Source organism: Streptomyces sp. NBC_01454, from assembly GCF_036227565.1.
GTDB lineage: Bacteria > Actinomycetota > Actinomycetes > Streptomycetales > Streptomycetaceae > Streptomyces.
Genome location: NZ_CP109460.1, coordinates 4988306 through 5008248 on the forward strand (window position 1 = coordinate 4988306; position 19943 = coordinate 5008248).

General features: G+C 72.3%; 18 protein-coding genes. 12 read left to right on the forward strand and 6 right to left on the reverse strand.

Annotated elements, in window-relative coordinates; genetic code table 11:
• Positions 1–303: 303 nt before the first annotated feature.
• Genes OIU81_RS22185 through OIU81_RS22200 form a run of 4 tightly spaced genes read right to left on the reverse strand, consistent with a single transcriptional unit; the run spans position 304 to position 3252 of the window.
• Positions 304–1323 carry an ABC transporter permease gene (locus OIU81_RS22185; protein WP_329150537.1) on the reverse strand — a complete coding sequence of 340 codons (1020 nt, stop codon included), beginning with the start codon at positions 1321–1323 and terminating at the stop codon, positions 304–306.
• Between the two features lie 11 nt (positions 1324–1334).
• Positions 1335–2366: an ABC transporter ATP-binding protein gene (locus OIU81_RS22190; RefSeq protein WP_329150539.1), complete on the reverse strand. Its 1032-nt coding sequence runs from the start codon at positions 2364–2366 to the stop codon at positions 1335–1337.
• Complete coding sequence (locus tag OIU81_RS22195) at positions 2363–2749, reverse strand: transcriptional regulator (RefSeq protein ID WP_329150541.1); 387 nt, start codon at positions 2747–2749, stop codon at positions 2363–2365. Before OIU81_RS22195 ends, OIU81_RS22190 begins: the two co-directional genes overlap by 4 nt.
• The gene (locus tag OIU81_RS22200) at positions 2746–3252 is read right to left on the reverse strand and encodes a hypothetical protein (protein WP_329150543.1); all 507 of its coding nucleotides are present in this window, start codon (positions 3250–3252) and stop codon (positions 2746–2748) included. The genes OIU81_RS22195 and OIU81_RS22200 overlap by 4 nt, the downstream gene beginning before the upstream one ends.
• Positions 3253–3471: 219 nt before the next feature.
• On the opposite strand from OIU81_RS22200, the gene hutU reads away from it, so the two are divergent.
• The 4 genes from hutU to hutI are packed head-to-tail and all read left to right on the forward strand — an operon-like array spanning position 3472 to position 8919.
• Positions 3472–5136 (forward strand): urocanate hydratase, encoded by a 1665-nt coding sequence (hutU, locus tag OIU81_RS22205; RefSeq protein ID WP_329150545.1) that lies wholly within the window; start codon positions 3472–3474, stop codon positions 5134–5136.
• 17 nt (positions 5137–5153) lie between these two features.
• Complete coding sequence (locus tag OIU81_RS22210; protein WP_329155287.1) at positions 5154–6371, forward strand: allantoate amidohydrolase; 1218 nt, start codon at positions 5154–5156, stop codon at positions 6369–6371.
• On the forward strand, positions 6362–7720 hold the full coding sequence (locus OIU81_RS22215) for a formimidoylglutamate deiminase (RefSeq protein ID WP_329150547.1): 1359 nt from the start codon (positions 6362–6364) through the stop codon (positions 7718–7720). The genes OIU81_RS22210 and OIU81_RS22215 overlap by 10 nt, the downstream gene beginning before the upstream one ends.
• A gap of 17 nt (positions 7721–7737) precedes the next feature.
• A complete protein-coding gene (gene hutI / locus OIU81_RS22220) occupies positions 7738–8919 on the forward strand; it encodes an imidazolonepropionase (RefSeq protein ID WP_329150550.1) in 1182 nt (393 codons plus the stop codon).
• 145 nt (positions 8920–9064) lie between these two features.
• Here hutI and OIU81_RS22225 read toward each other — a convergent pair whose 3' ends face one another.
• The gene (locus OIU81_RS22225; protein ID WP_329150552.1) at positions 9065–10015 is read right to left on the reverse strand and encodes an RNA polymerase sigma factor SigF; all 951 of its coding nucleotides are present in this window, start codon (positions 10013–10015) and stop codon (positions 9065–9067) included.
• Positions 10016–10264: 249 nt separating this feature from the next.
• On the opposite strand from OIU81_RS22225, the gene OIU81_RS22230 reads away from it, so the two are divergent.
• The 6 genes from OIU81_RS22230 (at position 10265) to OIU81_RS22255 (ending at position 15889) form a co-directional block, all read left to right on the forward strand.
• A complete protein-coding gene (locus OIU81_RS22230; protein ID WP_006605202.1) occupies positions 10265–10633 on the forward strand; it encodes an STAS domain-containing protein in 369 nt (122 codons plus the stop codon).
• A 170-nt stretch (positions 10634–10803) separates the two neighbouring features.
• Positions 10804–11304 carry an ATP-binding protein gene (locus tag OIU81_RS22235; RefSeq protein ID WP_329150554.1) on the forward strand — a complete coding sequence of 167 codons (501 nt, stop codon included), beginning with the start codon at positions 10804–10806 and terminating at the stop codon, positions 11302–11304.
• A 251-nt stretch (positions 11305–11555) separates the two neighbouring features.
• Positions 11556–12278, forward strand: coding sequence for an LPXTG cell wall anchor domain-containing protein (locus OIU81_RS22240; RefSeq protein WP_329155289.1), 723 nt, complete (start codon positions 11556–11558; stop codon positions 12276–12278).
• Between the two features lie 106 nt (positions 12279–12384).
• Positions 12385–13272 carry a COG1470 family protein gene (locus OIU81_RS22245; protein WP_329331154.1) on the forward strand — a complete coding sequence of 296 codons (888 nt, stop codon included), beginning with the start codon at positions 12385–12387 and terminating at the stop codon, positions 13270–13272.
• 83 nt (positions 13273–13355) lie between these two features.
• Positions 13356–14447: a hypothetical protein gene (locus OIU81_RS22250; RefSeq protein ID WP_443074025.1), complete on the forward strand. Its 1092-nt coding sequence runs from the start codon at positions 13356–13358 to the stop codon at positions 14445–14447.
• Positions 14447–15889, forward strand: coding sequence for a hypothetical protein (locus OIU81_RS22255; protein WP_329150558.1), 1443 nt, complete (start codon positions 14447–14449; stop codon positions 15887–15889). The genes OIU81_RS22250 and OIU81_RS22255 overlap by 1 nt, the downstream gene beginning before the upstream one ends.
• Positions 15890–15972: 83 nt before the next feature.
• Here the strand turns inward: OIU81_RS22255 and OIU81_RS22260 are convergent, their stop codons facing one another.
• Complete coding sequence (locus tag OIU81_RS22260) at positions 15973–17478, reverse strand: peptide MFS transporter (protein ID WP_329150560.1); 1506 nt, start codon at positions 17476–17478, stop codon at positions 15973–15975.
• Between the two features lie 512 nt (positions 17479–17990).
• Between OIU81_RS22260 and OIU81_RS22265 the strand changes: the two genes are divergently transcribed.
• Together OIU81_RS22265 and OIU81_RS22270 are read left to right on the forward strand one after the other, a co-directional pair.
• On the forward strand, positions 17991–18671 hold the full coding sequence (locus tag OIU81_RS22265) for a response regulator transcription factor (RefSeq protein WP_006605209.1): 681 nt from the start codon (positions 17991–17993) through the stop codon (positions 18669–18671).
• A 6-nt stretch (positions 18672–18677) separates the two neighbouring features.
• Positions 18678–19931 carry an ATP-binding protein gene (locus tag OIU81_RS22270; RefSeq protein ID WP_329150563.1) on the forward strand — a complete coding sequence of 418 codons (1254 nt, stop codon included), beginning with the start codon at positions 18678–18680 and terminating at the stop codon, positions 19929–19931.
• Positions 19932–19943: the final 12 nt, after the last annotated feature.

The following is a 19943-nucleotide window of genomic DNA, read 5'->3' on the forward strand; positions in this document are numbered from 1 at the left end:
ACCGAGCCATCGCCCTACCGGCACCGGTCCGACGCTCACCAACCCACCGGCCCGCCGGTCCGCCGGTCCGCCGGGGGCTGGCTCACCGGCTCACTGACCCGCTGGCTCGCAGACCCGCAGACCCGCCGGCCGGCTCTGCCCGCGGCGCGCCCTGTGTGCCGCCCGCGCTGTCCGACACCTGTCCGGACCGCGCGAGCGGCACCAAGGTCACGCGACGCCCCGGGCCACACGGTCCCGGGGCCACACGGCCCCGACACCACGGTGCGCCCTGGGACCCGCGAATCCCGGGTCACGCAACGCCCGTCACGCCCCCTGGCTGCCGCTGAGTCCCGCCTTGCGGTGGCGTTCGGAGAGACGGGAGCCGGACTCGCGGCGGGCGGCGCGGCGGAGCAGCGGGACCGCGAGGAGGAAGCCGGCGAGGGCCCAGGCGCCGAGTATCAGGGCCACCTTCGGCAGCTCCCAGGAGCCGGCCGCTTCCGCGGCGCGTGCGGCGTCCGGCAGGAGGGCGGAGCGCAGGCCCTGGGCCATCCACTTGAGGGGGAAGACCGAGGCGATCTTCTGGACCAGGGCGGGAAGCGAGCCGAGCGGGAACATCGCTCCCGAGGTGAACAGCAGCGCCATCGTGGGCAGCATGATCAGCGCGAGCGCCTCGCGCGGGTTCGGCAGCACGGCGCCGATGGCCGCGCCCAGCGGTACGACGGCGAGCAGTCCCAGCGCGCTGACCCACAGCAGCGTCAGCCAGCCGTCGGGCCCGTGCGGCAGCGGCCCGTCCACCAGCAGGGCGGCGGCTCCCAGCAGCAGAGCCAGGGTGCCGAAGGCCATCACGACCACCAGCAGCGACTTGGCGATGAGGTAGGCGGGTATGCCGCCGGGAGTGGCGCGCAGCCGCAGCAGGGTGCCCTCCTCGCGCTCGGTCACCAGAATCTGCGGGAGGTTGACCAGCCCGATCTGGAACAGCAGATAGGCGGAGAAGCCCGCGAGCGTCAGATGGGCCATGGGGACATGGGTGCCGGGCACCTTGCCGTGGATATAGCTCGCGAGCAGCAGTGCCACGACGACATTGATCACATGGCCGCTCATCTCCTTGGGGTTACGCAGGAGGTGGCGCAGTTCGATCCGCCCGCGCAGGAAGCCGGAGCGCCAGGAACGGCGGCGGGAGCGTGGTGCGGTCTTCCCCGGGGCCGCGCCGTGCGGCTGCCCAGGCCCGGTCCGGCCGGTCGCGCCGGCGGTGCCCGGCGCCTCCGTCGCGCCTGTCGTGTCGGCCCCCTCGGCCGTGCCCGTTCCCGTCCCCGTTGTCGTTGTTGCTTGCGCTGCGGCTGTCATATCGGTCCCCCTCATGCGGCTCGTTCCTCCCCCTCCGGGGCGTCGGCCCCGGCCCCGGCTCGGGTCCCGGCCTCGGTCCCGGCCCCGGTCCCGTCACTGGCGCTGCTGCCGTCCCCGTGTCCGTCGTCCTGGTGCACCATGTGCAGATAGGTGTCCTCCAGCGTCGGGCGGCGGACCTCCAGATCGGCGATCGGTCCGCCCGTCTCGTGGTGGAGTTCCCAGACCAGCCGGGACGGGTCGGCGGTGCGTTCCTGGCGGGCCGTGCCGTCGGCCCCGGTCCAGCGGACCTCGGCCTGGGCGGCGGCCTGCCGGGCCAGTTCCGCCGGCGTGCCGGAGATCCGGATCCGGCCGTTGACCAGCATCGCTATCCGGTCGGCCAGCCGTTCGGCCTCCGCCAGATCGTGCGTGGTGAGCAGGATCGTCACGCCCTCGTCGCGGGCGAGACGTTCGACCAGATCGTGGAAGTCGCGCCGGGCCTCGGGGTCGAAGCCGGTGGTCGGCTCGTCCAGGAAGAGGATTTCGGGGCGGCCGACGATGGCCAGGGCCACGTCCAGGCGCCTGCGCTGACCGCCGGACAGCTGGCCGACCTGTCGGCCGGCCTGCTTCGTGAGGCCGACCAGGGCCAGCAGCTCGGACGGGTCGCGGGGGTGCGGGTAGTACGTGGCGAAGTGCGCGAGCAGCTCGGCGACCTGCCAGCGGCGGTGGTCGCGCCAGTACTGGAGCACCAGGCCGACCCGGCCGCGCCAGGCGTCGTCACCGCGCGCCGGGTCCGTCCCCAGGACGCGGACCTCCCCGGCGGAACGCTGCCGGAAGCCCTCCAGGATCTCGACCGTGGTGGTCTTCCCGGCGCCGTTGGGGCCGAGCAGTGCGAAGATCTCGCCGCGGTGGATCTCCAGGTCGATGCCGTGCAGGACGGTGGTGCCGCCGTACGACATCCGCAAGTCCCGTACCTGGACGACGCCTTCATGGGCCGTGCCGGATCCTGGGGCCGCCGCCGGCGTGGTCGCCGCCGGGGTCGTGATCGGGTGCTCGGTCGTGGTCATCGGCCCGCCTCCGCGCGCTGTTGCTGGTCCTGTGTCCCTGAGGCCGGCGCCGCGGCGGACTCCGTCGCCGCAGTGGTGTCCGCTGCCGGTCCCGCGCCCTCGACGATGGCCCGGAGTGCGGCCACATGTCCCTCGAAGGCGGTGCGGCCGCGGCTGGTCAGCCGGACCTTGGTGCGCCGTTTGCGGCCGGCGCCCTCCTTGTGGAGCTCCAGATATCCGGCCTCTCCCAGGGTGTGCAGTTGCTTGGACAGTGCGGAGTCGCTGAGCGAGAGGCTGTCGCGGATGAAGGAGAAGTCGGCCCACTCCGTGGCGGCGAGAAGGGCCACCACGGACAGGCGGGTGGAGGGGTGGATCAGTTCGTCGAAGCCGCTCGGCGTGCTCATCGGCCCACCCCTTCCTGGATGGCTCTCGTGCCGCGGTCGCGCAGTGCGCTGACCGCCCAGCGGTTCGCCGGGCCGACGAAGAGCACGAAGGCGCCGGTCGAAACGGTGGCCTGGATCAGGCTGGCGCACGGCAGTGCCAGCCGGTCGGCCACGAAGCCGGAGGCCAGGATGGTCGCGAGAGTGACCACCATGCCCGCGAAGAAGGTGGCGAACGACCGCCAGCTGTGGCGTGAGCGGTGCAGCCGGATCCGGCTTCTGCGGTTGTGGATCACCGCGACGGTGCTCAGTACGGCGAAGTAGGCGGTCAGTACCAGCCAGAAGGCCCACATGGGCAGATCCAGGCCCGTGACGGCGAGGAACACCCACATCACGGCGGCCGTGACGTACGTCGGCCCGGCGTCGCTCCGGGCGCTTCTCTCGACCTCGTCGTAGACCCGCTCCTGCGGTACCCGGATGCGCTGCAGATCCTGCCAGGCCCGTTCGGCATCCACCGGTGTGCTCATGGCCATCGCCTCCCCAAGGCGTTCATGCGTTCCCCGTTGACTTTCCCACCAGGAAAGTTAGCACAGACTTTCCTGGTGGGAAAGTCAAAAATCCTCCGCCGGTAGGCCGGATCCCGTGCCATGCGGCGCGCGCCGTCCCCGCACCCTGTTGACTAACGCTATTCACCGACATCAATATGTGAATAGCTCAATCCATTCGACGTCAGGGAGGCACGGCCCATGTCGGGACCGCGACCCGTGCGGGCACCGCGCGGTACGGAGCTGAGTGCTCGGGGATGGCAGCAGGAAGCCGCGCTGCGCATGCTGCAGAACAACCTCGATCCGGAGGTGGCCGAACACCCGGACCAGCTCGTCGTCTACGGCGGGACGGGCAAGGCCGCACGTGACTGGCGCTCCTTCGACGCGATGGTGCGCACGCTCACCACGCTCAAGCAGGACGAGACGATGCTCGTCCAGTCCGGCCGGCCGGTCGGCGTGATGCAGACGCACGAGTGGGCGCCGCGGGTGCTCATCGCCAACTCCAACCTCGTCGGCGACTGGGCCAACTGGGAGGAGTTCCGCCGCCTGGAGGCCCTCGGTCTGACCATGTACGGGCAGATGACCGCCGGTTCGTGGATCTACATCGGCACCCAGGGGATCCTGCAGGGCACCTACGAGACCTTCGCGGCCGTCGCGGCGAAGAAGTTCGGCGGCACGCTGGCCGGGACGATCACGCTCACCGCCGGCCTCGGCGGCATGGGCGGCGCCCAGCCGCTCGCCGTCACCATGAACGACGGCGTCGCGATCTGCATCGACGTCGACCCGCGCGCCATCGAGCGCCGCATCGAGCACCGCTACCTGGACGTGCGCGCGGACAGCCTCGCGCATGCGCTCCAGCTCGCCGTCGAGGCCCGTGACCAGCGCAAGCCGCTGTCCATCGGCCTGCTCGGCAACGCCGCCGAGCTGCTGCCGCAGATGCTCGCCGAGGGCGCGCCGATCGATATCGTCACCGACCAGACCAGCGCCCACGACCCGCTGGCCTACCTTCCGGTCGGCATCGACTTCGACGACATGGCCGCCTACGCCGCCGCGAAGCCCGCCGACTTCACCCAGCGGGCACGCGAGTCGATGGCCCGGCACGTCGAGGCCATGGTCGGCTTCATGGACGCCGGCGCCGAGGTCTTCGACTACGGCAACTCGATCCGCGGCGAGGCCCAACTCGCCGGATACGAGCGGGCCTTCGCCTTCCCCGGCTTCGTCCCCGCCTACATCCGCCCGCTGTTCGCCGAGGGCAAGGGGCCGTTCCGCTGGGCCGCGCTGTCCGGCGACGCCCGGGACATCGCCGCCACCGACAAGGCGATGCTGGACCTCTTCCCGGAGAACGAGTCGCTGGCCCGCTGGATCAAGCTGGCCGGTGAGCGCGTCCACTTCCAGGGCCTGCCCGCCCGCATCTGCTGGCTCGGCTACGGCGAGCGCGACAAGGCCGGCGAGCGCTTCAACGAGATGGTCGCCGACGGAACGCTCAAGGCCCCGCTGGCCATCGGCCGTGACCACCTCGACTGCGGCTCCGTCGCCTCGCCCTACCGCGAGACCGAGGCCATGAAGGACGGTTCGGACGCGATCGCCGACTGGCCGCTGCTCAACGCCATGGTCAATGTCGCCTCGGGCGCCTCCTGGGTCTCGCTGCACCACGGCGGCGGCGTCGGCATGGGCCGCTCGATCCACGCCGGCCAGGTCACCGTCGCCGACGGCACCCCGCTGGCCGGCGAGAAGATCCGCCGGGTGCTCACCAACGACCCCGGTATGGGCGTCATCCGGCATGTCGACGCGGGCTACGAGCGCGCCGACGAGGTGGCCGCCGAGCGCGGTGTCCGCATCCCGATGCGCGAGGGCGAGGGCGCGTGACCGCCTCGTTCCACGAGATGTGGGAGGAGTTGCGGCCGCTGGGCCGCGACTCCTCCTCCGGGGGCTACCGCCGCTACGCGTGGACCGGGGCCGACGCCGACTGCCGCGCGTGGTTCCGGGCCCAGGCCGAGGCCCGCGGGCTCGCCTACGAGCTGGACCGCAACGGCAACCAGTGGGCCTGGCTCGGCGCCACCGGTCACCAGGACGTGGCCCCCGGCGACGCCGTCGTCACCGGCTCCCACCTGGACTCCGTGCCGGACGGCGGCGCCTTCGACGGCCCGCTGGGCGTCGTCTCCTCCTTCGCCGCGCTGGACGAACTCCGCCAAAGGGGAGCGGAGCTCGACAGGCCGCTGGCGATCGTCAACTTCGGCGACGAGGAGGGCGCCCGCTTCGGCCTGGCCTGCGTCGGCTCCCGGCTCGCCGCCGGGGCACTGACCACCGAGGCCGCGCACCGGCTGCGCGACGGCGACGGCATCAGCCTCCCGCAGGCCATGGAGAGCGCCGGCCACGACCCCGAAGCCATCGGGCCGGACCCCGAACGGCTCGCCAGGATCGGCGCGTTCGTCGAACTCCACGTCGAGCAGGGGCGCGCCCTGGACCTGTCCGGCGACCCGGTCGGCATCGCCTCCGCCATCTGGCCGCACGGCCGCTGGCGGTTCGACTTCCAGGGCGAGGCCAACCACGCCGGCACCACCCGCCTGGAGGACCGCCGCGACCCGATGCTCAGCTACGCCGCGACCGTGCTCGCCGCGCGGGAACAGGCCCGGCTGGCCGGCGCCCTGGCCACCTTCGGGAAGATCAGTGTGGAGCCGAACGGGGTCAACGCCATCCCCTCGCTCGTGCGCGGCTGGCTGGACTCCCGGGCGCCCGACCAGGACACCCTGGACACCGTGATCACCGGGATCGAGCAGGCGGCCGCCGAGCGCGCCGCCCGTGACGGCGTGGACCTGACCGTCGTGCGCGAATCCTTCACCCCCGTCGTGGAGTTCCAGCACGCCCTGCGGGACGAGCTGAGCGCGATCCTCGGCAAGGGGCGGGAGCGGACCGTGCCCGTGCTGGGCACCGGCGCCGGACACGACGCCGGTATTTTGTCCGGGACCGTCCCCACCGCCATGCTGTTCGTACGCAACCCCACCGGGGTGTCGCACTCACCCGCCGAAGCGGCGGCGGAGGACGACTGCGCCGCCGGGGTCACCGCACTCGCCGACGTACTGGAGGGGCTGGCGTGCCGCTGACGACGCAGGCCACACCGACGACCTACTGGCTCGAACACGCCTGGCTCGACACGCACGTCGAGCCGGGCGTGGCCGTGGACGTCGCGGACGGGCGGATCACGGCCGTCCGCACCGGGGTCGACACCCCGCCGCCCGGCGCCACCACGCTGCGCGGGCTGACCCTGCCCGGTCTCGCCAACGCCCACTCGCACGCCTTCCACCGCGCCCTGCGCGGCACCGTGCAGGTCGGCACCGGCACCTTCTGGACCTGGCGCGAGGTCATGTACAGCGTCGCCGACAAGCTCACCCCCGACACCTATTACGCCCTCGCCTGCGCCGTCTACGCCGAGATGGCGCTGGCCGGCATCACCTGCGTCGGCGAATTCCACTACCTCCACCACGCGCCCGGCGGCACCCGCTACGGCGACCCCAACGCCATGGGCGAGGCGCTGCTCGCGGCCGCCGCCGACGCCGGTATCCGCATCACCCTCCTCGACACCGCCTATCTCTCGGCCGGCTTCGGCGCCCCGCCCAACCACCACCAGCTGCGTTTCTCCGACGGCACCGCCGAGAGCTGGGCCCAGCGCGCCGACGCCCTCAAGGACGGCCACGAGCACGCCCGCATCGGCGCCGCCCTCCACTCCGTACGCGCCGTGCCCGCAGCCCAGCTCGCCACCGTCGCCGAGTGGGCCCGCGGGCGGCAGGCCCCCCTGCACGTCCACCTCTCGGAGCAGACCGCCGAGAACGACGCCTGCCACGAGGCCCACGGCCGGACCCCCACCCAACTGCTGTCCGAGCACGGGGTGCTGGGCCCGCGGACCACGGCCGTGCACGCCACCCATCTCACCGGCGAGGACGTCGAGCTGCTCGGCGACTCCGGCACGGGCGTGTGCATGTGCCCCACCACCGAACGCGATCTGGCCGACGGCATCGGCCCGGCCGCCCGCCTCCAGGGCCGCGGCAGCACGCTGTCCCTCGGCAGCGACAGCCATGCCGTCATCGACCTGCTCGAAGAGGCCCGCGCCATGGAGCTCGACGAACGGCTGCGCACCCGCACCCGCGGGCACTGGACGGCCGCCGCCCTGCTGCGCGCCGCGACCGCCGACGGTCATGCGGCCCTCGGCTGGGAAGACGCCGGCGCCCTGCAGGCAGGCGCGCTGGCCGACTTCACCACGATCGCACTGGACTCCGTACGCACCGCCGGGCCACTTCCCCGGCTGGGCGCCGAGACGGCGGTATTCGCCGCCTCCGCCGCGGATGTGCGACACACCATCGTCGGCGGGCGGCAGATCGTCCGCGACGGCGTGCACACTCTTCTCGCCGACGTACCCACCGCCCTGGCAGAGTCCATCGCCGCCGTACGCGGCTGAAGGAGAACACCCCCGCGATGACGACGACCTCCGCGCCGACCACCGCCCTCACCCACATCGCCCAGCTGGTCACCAACGACCCCTCCCTCGGTGAAGGCCCCCTCGGTCTGATCCAGGACGCGGCGGTCGTCATCGACGGCGACCGCATCGCCTGGGTCGGTGCTTCCAGCAAAGCACCCGCCACTGACAACGCCGTCGACGCCGCCGGCCGGGCCGCCGTCCCCGGCTTCGTCGACTCCCACTCCCACCTGGTCTTCGCCGGCGACCGCACCGCGGAGTTCAACGCCCGGATGTCCGGCCGCCCTTACTCCGCCGGCGGCATCCGCACCACCGTCGCCGCCACCCGCGCCGCCTCCGACGAGGCCTTGCACGCCAACGTGGCCCGCTATCTCGCCGAGGCGCTCCGCCAGGGCACCACCACCCAGGAGACCAAGTCCGGCTACGGCCTGACCGTCGAGGACGAGGCCCGCGCCCTGCGCATCGCCGCCGCGCACACCGACGAGGTCACCTTCCTCGGTGCCCACATCGTGTCGCCCGACTACGCCGACGACCCGGCCGGCTACGTCGACCTCGTCACGGGCCCGATGCTGGACGCCTGTGCCCCGCACGCCCGCTGGGTCGACGTCTTCTGCGAGAAGGGCGCCTTCGACGGCGACCAGGCCCGTGCCGTCCTCACCGCGGGCAAGGCCAAGGGGCTGGTGCCGCGGGTGCACGCCAACCAGCTCGGCCACGGCCCCGGCGTCCAGCTCGCCGTCGAAGTCGGCGCGGCCTCCGCGGACCACTGCACCCACCTCAGCGCCGCCGACATCGACGCCCTCGCCCAGTCCGAGACGGTCGCCACCCTGCTCCCCGGCGCCGAGTTCTCCACCCGCGCCCGGTGGCCCGACGCCCGCCCGCTGCTCGACGCGGGCGCCACCGTCGCGCTGTCCACGGACTGCAACCCCGGCTCGTCCTTCACGAGTTCGATGCCGTTCTGCATCGCGCTCGCCGTCCGTGACATGGGGATGACCCCCGACGAGGCGGTGTGGGCGGCGACCGCGGGCGGCGCCCGTGCCCTGCGCCGTACGGACATCGGCCGGATCGCCCCCGGCGCCCGCGCCGACCTGGCCCTGCTGGACGCGCCCTCGCACGTCCACCTCGCCTACCGGCCGGGCGTCCCGCTCGTCTCGGCCGTGTGGCACAAGGGCGTCCTCGTCTGACGGCCTCCGCCGGGGCGGCCGTTACACGGCGTCCGGCCGCGCCCCGTGCCACGCGAAGGAGGGCCCGTCCCGAACAACCCCGGGGCGGGCCCTCCTTCGCGCGGGCGGCCGCCGGTCGTGGGCGACCGGCAGTGACCGCGGTGGCTCACTCGTCGATCATCAGGCCCTTGCGCAGCTTTCCCAGCGTGCGCGAGAGCAGACGGGAGACGTGCATCTGGGAGATGCCCAGCTCCTCGCCGATCTCGGACTGCGTCATGTTGGCGACGAACCGCAGCGAGAGGATCTTCCGGTCGCGCGAGGGGAGTTCGGCGATCAGCGGCTTGAGGGACTCCACGTACTCGATGCCTTCGAGACCGTGGTCCTCGTAGCCGATGCGGTCGGCCAGCGCGCCTTCGCTGTCGTCCTCCTCGGGCTGGGCGTCCAGCGAGCTCGCGGTGTACGCGTTGCTCGCGGCCATGCCCTCGACGACCTCGTCGCGGCTGATGTCGAGGCGCTCGGCGAGCTCCTGCACGGTGGGCGCGCGGTCCAGCTTCTGCGCCAGCTCGTCGCCCGCCTTGGCGAGGTCCAGCCGCAGCTCCTGCAGCCGCCTCGGTACGCGCACCGACCAGCTCGTGTCGCGGAAGAAACGCTTGATCTCGCCGATGATGGTCGGCATGGCGAACGTCGGGAACTCGACGCCACGGCTCAGCTCGAAGCGGTCGATCGCCTTGATCAGGCCGATCGTGCCGACCTGGACGATGTCCTCCATGGGCTCACTGCGGGAACGGAACCGGGAGGCCGCGAACTTCACCAGGGCGAGGTTGAGCTCGACCAGCGTGTTACGGACGTACGCGAATTCGTGGGTGCCTTCTTCGAGGGTCTCGAACCGCTCGAAGAGGGTCTTGGACAGAGCCCTCGCGTCCACCGGGCCCACCTCGTCGAACGGCGGGATCTCGGGCAGACCATCGATCTCAGGCTCTTCTGCCAGTTCTGATTCAGCAGGGAGCAGCTGGGAAGGGATAAGCCCGGTCGGGTCGGACGGGGGTGTCGACGAAGCGGGCTGCCGTTGGTCGTCGGTACGCAATTCGTCGAGCCGGGGTGACATGGTCTCCTCCATCGTTCTCGGCATATGGCTGCCGATGCCTCTACACGAAGCTGCGGTGTGCGGCGCCTCCAAAGCCGGCCGTGTTGGATGTGTGCTTCTACGCCTACCTGGCTTTACGTGAAGATGGCAAGTGCGCGGTGTCCGTATATTGGGCAATATGCGGATTGTTCCGGCTACCGGCCCGCGTCGGGAAGGCGTAGGGTTCGACCAGCGCAGTCGTAAGCAAACAGTCGTCTAGACAGCAATGAGGGGTGCGCACGCATGGACCGCGGGACGGTCGGCAGTGCAAGCCGGGGCCGGCTTCATGTCGAGATCCGCCATCACGGCGCCAGCGCGGTGGTGACGGTCGCGGGTGAGCTCGATCACCACACCGCGGATCTGTTGCGTGAATCACTGGAGGGGTGTGTGGACGACGGGTATGCACGCTTGGTGGTGGACTGCTCACCCCTTGAGTTCATGGACTCCACCGGTCTCAATGTGCTGCTCGGCGCGCGCCTGAAGGCGGAGGCTGAGGGGGGCGCGGTCCATCTGGCCGGGATGCAGCCGGTGGTGGCCCGGGTCTTCGAGATCACCGGCGCGGAGGCGGTCTTCACGGTGCATGACTCTCTCGACGCGGCTCTGACCGACTGACGTGACGCGGTGTCCGGAACCATGCATTCCGGGCACGTAGTCCGTGTCACAACTTCCGTACCCAAGAAGTGGGTGTTCTCACGGTCCGGTCGGGCAGGAGACATCTGAATCCGTTGAATCAGTCAGTATCTGTTTTCCGTGAACAGGCGAATCGGTGAGGTGAAGCGCTGATGAGCACCACCCGGCCGTATCCGCCGGGCGATCTCGGCCCGGAGCCGGGCAGCGCCGGCGCTTCCGCCGCCCCGGCTCCCGCCACTCCGGCGGGCCAGGTCCGCCGGCTGCGTCTGGCGGGCACCCGGGGCGCTGTGGCGCGCGGCCGTGACTTCGCCCGGCAGGCCCTGCACGACTGGGGCTGGCTGCCGGCCGCCGGCGCCGATCAGCGTGCCGCGGCCGAGGATGTGCTGCTCGTCGTCTCCGAACTGGTCACCAACGCCTGCCTGCATGCCGAAGGACCCGAGGAGCTGCGGCTGCGCTGCACCGCCAAAGTGCTGCACCTCGAGGTCAGCGACCTCGGTGCGGGCGCGCCGGCGCCGCGCAGCCCGCACCGTCCGGGCCGCCCCGGCGGGCACGGCATGTTCATCGTGCAGCGACTGTGCCTGGACTGGGGCGTGGTGCGCAACGCCGACGGCACGGGCAAGACCGTCTGGGCGGAGCTCGCCGCGCCGTCCTAGGCGCCGGTGTCGCTACCGGAAGTGCTGAGCGCGGGCCTGCGGGCCCGCGCTTCGTCGTGTGCGGAACCTGCCGTCCGGTGTCCCCGGTTCGTACCGAGGGGGCCGGAATTCCCCGTCGCCACGGGCCCGGAGCCGATCGGGGCTGTGCTGTGCCTTCCCTCGGCAAGGTCCCCGGCGTACCTTGAGCGCCAAATCTGATGTGCCGTCAGTAACATCCGGCGGTGCGTTCACCGGGAGAAGGGGAACTCGAGGTGGCCCGCTTCCACGAACAGCACGGCAGGCGCCCGGGCCGGGCCGCCGGCCTCGCCGCGGCGGCTGCGCTCGCGGCGGGGACCGCGGTGATGCTCACCGCCCCGGCCGCCCACGCCGAGGTCGTCGACGTCAACTACCAGTGCAAAACGCCGATCGGAAACAAGGGCGCGGTCTCGCCCATCGACATCAAGGGCACCCCCGCCGGCGGGGGGTACAAGCTGGTGATGTCCTTCCAGAAGGGCGTCTCCTCCAGCCCCGTCGAGCTGGGCAAGGGCGCCATGAAGCCGAGCGCGCTGATCACTCTCGGCGGCGCGGAGAGCGGGACGGTGCCGGTCGCCGGGCCGCCCAACGACAAGGCCATTCCGGCCAACACCCCCATAAAGATCAGTGACTTGAGCGGCACGTACACGCCCAAGGGCAGCGGCAAGGTCACCCTCACGGCGGCCACGCTCACCATCAAGGCGCTGGGCACCACCACCACCTGCACCCCGAGCAACCACCCCAAGCCCTCGCTGACCCTGGACGTGAAGGGAACCGGCGGTTCCGGCGGTGCCGCACCAGGCGCCGGCGGTGCGGCCACGGGCGGGGGGTCCTCCGGCGCCCAGCTGCCGCAGACCGGACCCGCGGACTCCGCCGTGGCGCTGGGCACCCTCGGCGGCACGGTGTTGCTGGCCGGTGCGGCCGGTGTGCTCTGGCTGACCCGGCGCCACCAGCGGGCCTGACGGCCGCGCGGGGCGCCAGGACCCGCGCGGTGCACCCCCGTTCCCCGTACGCCCGCGTGCCCGGCCGGCACGCGGGGGCACCCCCTCGCACCCGCAGGAGCCGCCGATGCCGTTCCGTCTCCGCACAGCGGTCAGCGGTGCGATGCTCGCCACCGCCGCCGTGCTGCTGTGTCCCGCCGCGGCCGCGGCCCGGCCGGCCGCCGCACCGGCAGCACCGGGCTGGTCCGCCGCCCCCGCCCCGGGTGCCGGCGCCGCCCCGGGCGCCCCGGACCGCCCGTTCTTCTACCTGGAGGGCGCGCCGGGCACCGTCCTGGCCGACCGGCTGTCCCTGAGCAACCCCACCGGCCGCACCGTCGCCGTACGGCTGCGCGGCTCCGGCTCCGGGGCCGGAGCGTGGCTCACGCTCGCCTCCAAGGAGGTGCGGATCCCGCCGCACACCCGGGCGGGCGTCCCGTTCACGGTGACCGTCCCGCGCGACGCGGCCCCCGGTGACCGCTCCGGCACGCTGTTCGCCACCGGCGTGGGCAAGGGGACCGGGGCGGGACGGCGGGCAACCGTACCGCTCCATCTGCGGGTGACGGGGCCGGTGTTGTTCGCGCTGACCGTCGAGAAGGTGTCGGTGCGTCGCGCGGGCGGTGCGGCCCTCATCCGGTACACGCTGGTCAACCGCGGCACCACGGCGCTCAGGCCACGGATCGGGGTGCGGGCCGACGGGCTCTTCGGCCCGCTGCTGCGGCGGGCCGCCCGTACACAGCCGTCTGCGCTGGCACCCGGCCGGGCCCTCGATCTGGTCCTCGCCGCGCCGCTGCCGCTGCTCGCGGCGGGTGCGGGCGGGTTGCTGGTCCTGCGCCGGCGACGCCGCGGCGCGGGGCCGGGCGGGAGGCGGGGCGAGGAGTCCGCCCCGGGGCCGGGCGGTGGGACGCGGCCCTCCGGGGACGAACCGGCGGACACGGCCGGCGTATTGGCGGGCGCCGGACCGGGAGCGCGCGCGTGAACGGCCGGACCGGTACGCGCCGGAGTGCGGCCACCGGCACGGCCCGCGCCGGTACGTGCCGAGGCCGCACGCGGGGGCGCGCGGTGACCGTGCTCGTCCTGTGCGCGGCGCTGGCGTGGGGTCTCCTGCCCGCCGCGGGGGCGGAGGCCGCCGCCGACGGCACGCCCGTCGTCCAGCTCTCCGCCAAGGAGGCCGGCAAGGGCGGCAGCCTCACGGTGACCGGCCACGGCTGGCGGCCCGGGGCGCTGCTCACGCTGCTGATCTGCGGACAGAACATGATCGGCGGCAGCAACTCCTGCGCCAACGCCGACGGCAGGGCCGTCACCACCGACGCCCACGGCGCCTTCCGCAGAAAGCTTCCGGTCGCCGAACCGCCCAAGCCCTGCCCCTGTGTGGTGCATGTGGCGACCGTGACCGGGGCGGCGGCAGCGGCGGATGTGCCCTTCACGGTGGCGGGCCACCCGGTGGCGCCGCTGCCCCGGGAGGCCACCGCCGGCCGGCTGGCGGTGCTCGCCCAGCCGCGGCTGACGGGCAGCAGCGGCCTGCTGACCTGGTTCGGCGCCCCGGCGCAGCGCGAACTGACCCTCACCGTCGGCAATCTCGGCACGACGCCGGCCCGGGACCCGGTCTTCCGGGTCGGCACCTCGCACGGCGTCTTCGCACCCAAGTGGGAGGAGCAGCAGTGGCGGGGGACCGTCCCCGCCGGGAAGAAGGCGCGGATCACGCTGCCGGTCGAGCTGCCGGCCGGCGCGCACGGGGACTATCTGGTCTCCCTCGCCTACGGCGGCCGGACCCTGGTCGAGCAGCCATGGGGGGTCGGCCGCCCTTGGGGCGTGACGCTCTTCTGGGCGCTGCTCTGCGTGGTGATCCCGACGGCGGTGTTCCGCATCGGGATGGCGCTCGTGGACCGGGTCCGTCCGCACCGGCCGGACCGGGGCGGCACGCACGCCGCCGGCCGGCCGCCCGGCATCCGCGCCCGCATCCGCACCAAGGACCGCACGAACCGCACGGACCGCACGAACCGCACGGACCGCACGGACCGCACCGCGCACGACGGCTCCACGGACGGCCCCGGCACGCCGGGTGACTCCGGGGGGCTGCCGTGGTTCACCCCGGACACCGCACCGTCCACGACCACATCAACCGAACGCCCGACGTCGAAAGGTTCTGCGTGATGAGGCAACGGAGGAGAGCGGCGGTGGCCTCGGCGGCCGCGCTGGTGCTCGCGGGGGCGGGCATCATGGCCGCGGCCGGGACCGCCCAGGCGGCGGAGGTCTCGTACAAAACGGAGTGTCTGCCGCCACCGATATCGGGGCTGCCGCCGATCGAGGGCACCACCAAGGTCGCGGTCAGCGCGCCGGAGACGGCCAAGGTCGGCGACGAGATCGAGGTGGTCTGGAAGACGGTGGAGGGTGCTTCCAAGAACCCCGACATCCTCGATCTGGGCGAGAACACCGTCCAGCCGACCGGCACGGTCAAGGTGGCCGGGGCACAGACCGGCGATCTGGCGATGGAGGGGCCACGGCAGAATCCGCCGATCCCCAAGGGCGGCGCGATGAAGCTGTCCGACATGAAGGGCAAGCTGAAGCTGACCAAGGCCGGTGAGGTCACCCTCGCGCCCGGCTTCTACAACATCAACGTCAACAAGCCGATCTCGACGGACACCAAGTGTTCGCCCAAGGAGACCGTCAAGCCCGCGGTCACCATCAAGGTGACCGACGGCGGGGGCGGTTCCGGCGGCACGACCGGCGGCTCCACGTCCGGCACGACGGGCGGCTCCACGGCCGGCACCTCGGGCGGGACGACAGCCGGTACGTCTGGCGGGACCACGGCCGGTACGACGTCGGGCACCTCGGGCGGCGGCACCAGCGCCGGCACCTCCGGCGGCGCGGCGTCGGGCGGCACGAGCTCCGGCGGCAGCACGTCCGGCGGTTCCGGCGGCGACCCCGACGGCACCGCGTACAAGGGCAAGGAGGTGCAGGTCCCGTACGCCTGCAAGACGCCCATCGGGGACAAGAAGGCGACCTCGCCGGTCCAGATCAACGCCGTGAAGAAGAGCGGCGGTTACGACCTGACGGTGAAGTTCGCCAAGTCCGTGATGGACAGCCCGGCGGACATTCCCGCGGGCTCGGTCAAGCCGTCCATGGACGTCAAGGTCGCAGGCGCGGACAAGGGATCGGTGAAGGTCGCGGGGCCGGCGAACGCCGGCCCGATCAAGTCGGGTCAGCCGATCGCGATCCCCGACCTGACGGGCAGCTACAAGCCGGGCGCCACCGGCAAGGCCACGCTGACCCCGGGTGTGCTCACCGTCAACGCCCTCGGGACGACCACCACCTGCACCCCGGAGAAGGACCCGGGGGCCTCGCTCATCCTGGACACCGCGGCGCAGCAGGGCGGCACCTCCGGTGCCGCCTCGGGCGGTGCGGCGGCCTCCGGGGGCGGCACGGCGGGAGCGGCCGGCGCCTCGGGCGGCAGCGGCTCCGGCGGCGGCCTCGCCGAGACCGGTGCGAATGATCACGGCGGACTGACGGCGCTGGGCCTCCTCGCCGGGACGGCCATCCTGCTGGGCGGGGCGGTCTTCACGTTCCTGCCGCGGCGCCGGGCACGCATCCGCTGACGCGGCACGTCCACGGGATGCACGAAGGGGGCGTCGCACCGGCGGTGCGACGCCCCCTTCCGCTGTCCGGGGCCGGCAGGGCGTCAGTTGACGCTGCCCATCAGCTCCTTGATCCGCTTGCGGGAAATCCAGATGCCGATGCCGGCGATGACCGCGAGGGCGGCCTCGACGGTGACCGAGACCGAGTTGTTCAGGTCGACGTTCAGCTGCGGCGACGTCAGCAGACCGGAGACGGAGTCGCCCGCGGTGACCGCGAGGAACCAGACACCCATCATCTGGGAGCTGTACTTGGCGGGCGCCATCTTCGTGGTGACCGACAGGCCGACCGGGGAGAGGCACAGCTCACCGACGGTCTGGACGAAGTAGATCGCCACCAGCCACATCGGGCTGACCCTGCCGCCGTTGGCGGCGGTGTCGAGCAGCGGGACGAGGAAGACCGCGAACGAGAGGCCGATCAGCGCGAGGCTGGACGCGAACTTGACCGCGGTGCTGGGCTCCTTGCCGCGCTTGTTCAGCCACAGCCACGCCGAGGCGACCACCGGGGCGAGCGCCATGATGAAGACCGGGTTCAGCGACTGGTACCAGGACGTCGGGAAGTGGAATCCCAGCAGGTCGTTCGTCGTGGAGTTCTCGCCGAAGATCGACAGCGTCGAGCCGTTCTGGTCGTAGATCATCCAGAAGACGGCGGCGACCACGAAGAACCAGATGTAGCCCGAGAGCTTGGACTGCTCGAGCTCCGTGACGTCCTTGTCGCGCTTCATGCGGACCAGGACGGCGATCGGGATGACCAGGCCGGCGATGGTGATCGGCATCAGCGCCCAGTCGGCGAAGTTCCCGCTCACGCCGAGCAGGGTGTAGAACACGGCCGCGACGGCCAGCCAGATCAGGCCCTTGCGCAGCGCGGACGCCTTCTCCTCGGGCGTCGCGGGCTGGGCGACGACGCTGCTCTCCGCGCTCAGGTGGCGGGTGCCGAGCAGGAACTGGCCGAGGCCGAGTGCCATGCCGACGGCGGCGAGCGTGAAGCCGAAGTGCCAGTTGACGCTCTCGCCGACGGTGCCGATGGACAGCGGGGCGAGGAAGGCACCGAGGTTGATGCCGATGTAGAAGAGCGTGAAGCCTCCGTCGCGGCGCGGGTCCTGCGGGCCGTCGTAGAGGTGGCCGACCATCGTGGAGATGTTCGCCTTCAGCAGGCCGGAGCCGAGCGCCACCAGGATGAGGCCGGCGAAGAAGGTCGCCGCGGTGGGCAGGGCGAGCGTGATGTGCCCCGCGATGACGACACCGGCGCCGATGGCGACCGTCTTGCGCGGTCCCCAGAAGCGGTCGGCCATCCAGCCGCCCGGCAGGGCGAGCAGGTAGACCATCGCCATGTACACGGAGTAGATCGCCGTGGCCGTGGTGGCCTGCATGTGCATGCCGCCGGGCGCGATCAGGTACAGCGGGAGAAGGGCCTTCATGCCGTAGAAGCTGAAGCGCTCCCACATCTCGGTCATGAAGAGAGTGGCCAGTCCGCGCGGATGGCCGAAGAAGGTTTTGCCGCCGTTCGCAGGGTTCCCCTGCTGGGCCGCGTCCTTCGTCAGGCTGGACGCCATGGATGCTTCCTTGCTGCTACGGGACGCGTTCGCAGGCGATACGCGCCCGGGTGGGGGATGACCGGCACCGGTGGAGCGACGTCCGCCCCCACGTCCGGGAGGTTCGGCTCCCCGCGAGGGGCCGGCAGGACGGTCGATACCCCGGCATCCACGCCCCCCGAAGAGCAAGCGCGCGGCGGACCCGGTCGGCAGGTCGATCGTTGTGTTTCAGGGCCGGTGGTACCGGCCCGGCACACAACGGGGGGCCGGTGACGTCAGTTGAGAGTCATCGGCCCGGCGGTGGTGCCATGGACGTCGAAACACCATACGTCTGCTTCCGGCGCGGTTGGGCGGGGTGAGACAACGCTCACACCGCTACCGGGAACCATGGGCGTCGCACGGGGCGCCCGCGCGCCCTCGCGCGCGCCCGCGCTTGCGCAGCTCACGGCGCCAACGGCGCAGTCACGGGTCCGCCGTGGGCCATCCGCGCTGGTCCGCCCCTCGGTGCGGATACATCGGACTACCATCGGCCCATGACCCGTGTACTGCTCGCCGAGGATGACGCGTCCATCTCGGAGCCGCTCGCCCGCGCACTGCGCCGCGAGGGTTACGAAGTCGAGGTCCGCGAGGACGGCCCGACGGCGCTCGACGCCGGTCTCCAGGGAAATATCGACCTCGTCGTCCTGGATCTGGGGCTGCCCGGCATGGACGGCCTGGAGGTCGCCCGCCGGCTGCGCAACGAAGGCCATTCCTTCCCCGTCCTGGTGCTGACCGCCCGCGCCGACGAGGTGGACACCGTAGTCGGCCTGGACGCCGGCGCCGACGACTATGTCACCAAGCCCTTCCGGCTCGCCGAACTCCTCGCCCGCGTACGGGCCCTGCTGCGCCGCGGCTCCACCGCCGAGCCCCAGCAGCCGCCGGCCACCCACGGCGTACGCATCGATGTCGAGTCGCACCGTGCCTGGATGGGCGAGGAGGAACTCCAGCTCACGGCGAAGGAGTTCGACCTGCTGCGGGTCCTGGTGCGGGACGCCGGCCGGGTGGTCACCCGTGACCAGCTGATGCGCGAGGTCTGGGACACCACGTGGTGGTCGTCCACCAAGACGCTCGACATGCACATCTCCTGGCTGCGCAAGAAGCTCGGGGACGACGCCGCCAACCCCCGCTACATCGCCACCGTCCGCGGAGTCGGCTTCCGCTTCGAGAAGAGCTAGGGGCCCGTGCGCCGCCGCCTGATCAACTCCACGCTCGCCGTGGTACTCGTCGTGATCGCTGTCTTCGGCGTCTCCTTGGTGATCGTCGAGACCCGCACCATCCAGTCCGGTGCGCAGGAGAGCGTGGCCTCGGAGGCGGTCCGGCTGGTCGGCATAGTGGAGAGCCGGCTGGGCAGCGGCGAGAAGATCACCCCGGGCATCCTCTCCGAGCAGATCACCGCGAAGCGGCACGCCGAGATCAAGGTGCCCGGCAAGGCGCCGATCGAGATCGGGCACCGTCCCTCGGGCGACGTGATCGCCTCGTCGGTGCGCGGCGACCGCGGGGAGTCCGTCACGGTCCAGGAGTCCCGCTCCACGGTCAGTGCGGAGATCGGCCGGACGCTGCTCATCATCCTGGCCGTGGCGCTGCTGGCGATCATCGCCGCCGTCATCCTGGCCATCCGCCAGGGCCGCCGGCTGACTGCGCCGCTCACCGACCTCGCGGAGACCGCCGAACGGCTCGGCTCCGGCGACCCCCGCCCGCGCCACCGCCGCTACGGCGTGCAGGAACTGGACCGGGTCGCCGATGTGCTGGACGCCAGCGCCGAGCGGATCGCCCGGATGCTGACCGCCGAGCGGCGGCTGGCCGCGGACGCCTCCCACCAGCTGCGGACCCCGCTGACCGCGCTGTCGATGCGGCTGGAGGAGATCACTCTCACCGACGATCCGGACACCGTGAAGGAAGAGGCCACCATCGCGCTGGCGCAGGTGGAGCGGCTGACGGACGTCGTCCAGCGGCTGCTGACCAATTCCCGCGACCCGCGCAGCGGCTCGGCGGTCGCCTTCGATCTGGACGAGGTGGTCAAGCAGCAGATCGAGGAGTGGCGGCCGGCCTACCGCAGCGCGGGGCGGGCCATCGTGCGCTCCGGCAAGAAGGGCCTGCGGGCCGTCGGCACGCCGGGCGCGGTCGCCCAGGTGATGGCCACCCTCATCGAGAACTCGCTGATGCATGGTGACGGGACGGTCGCGCTGCGTACCCGCGTCACCGGCAACCAGGCCGTCGTCGAGGTCACCGACGCCGGTCCCGGCGTCCCGCCCGACCTGGGCTCACGGGTCTTCGAGCGGACCGTCTCCGGCCGCAACTCCACGGGCCTGGGGCTGGCCGTGGCGCGCGATCTGGCGGAGGCGGACGGCGGGCGGCTGGAGCTGCTCCAGCAGCATCCGCCGGTCTTCGCGCTGTTCCTGGCCCGGGAGCAGGAGCCCACCGCCGCCGAGGAGTAAGGCGTCCCCGGC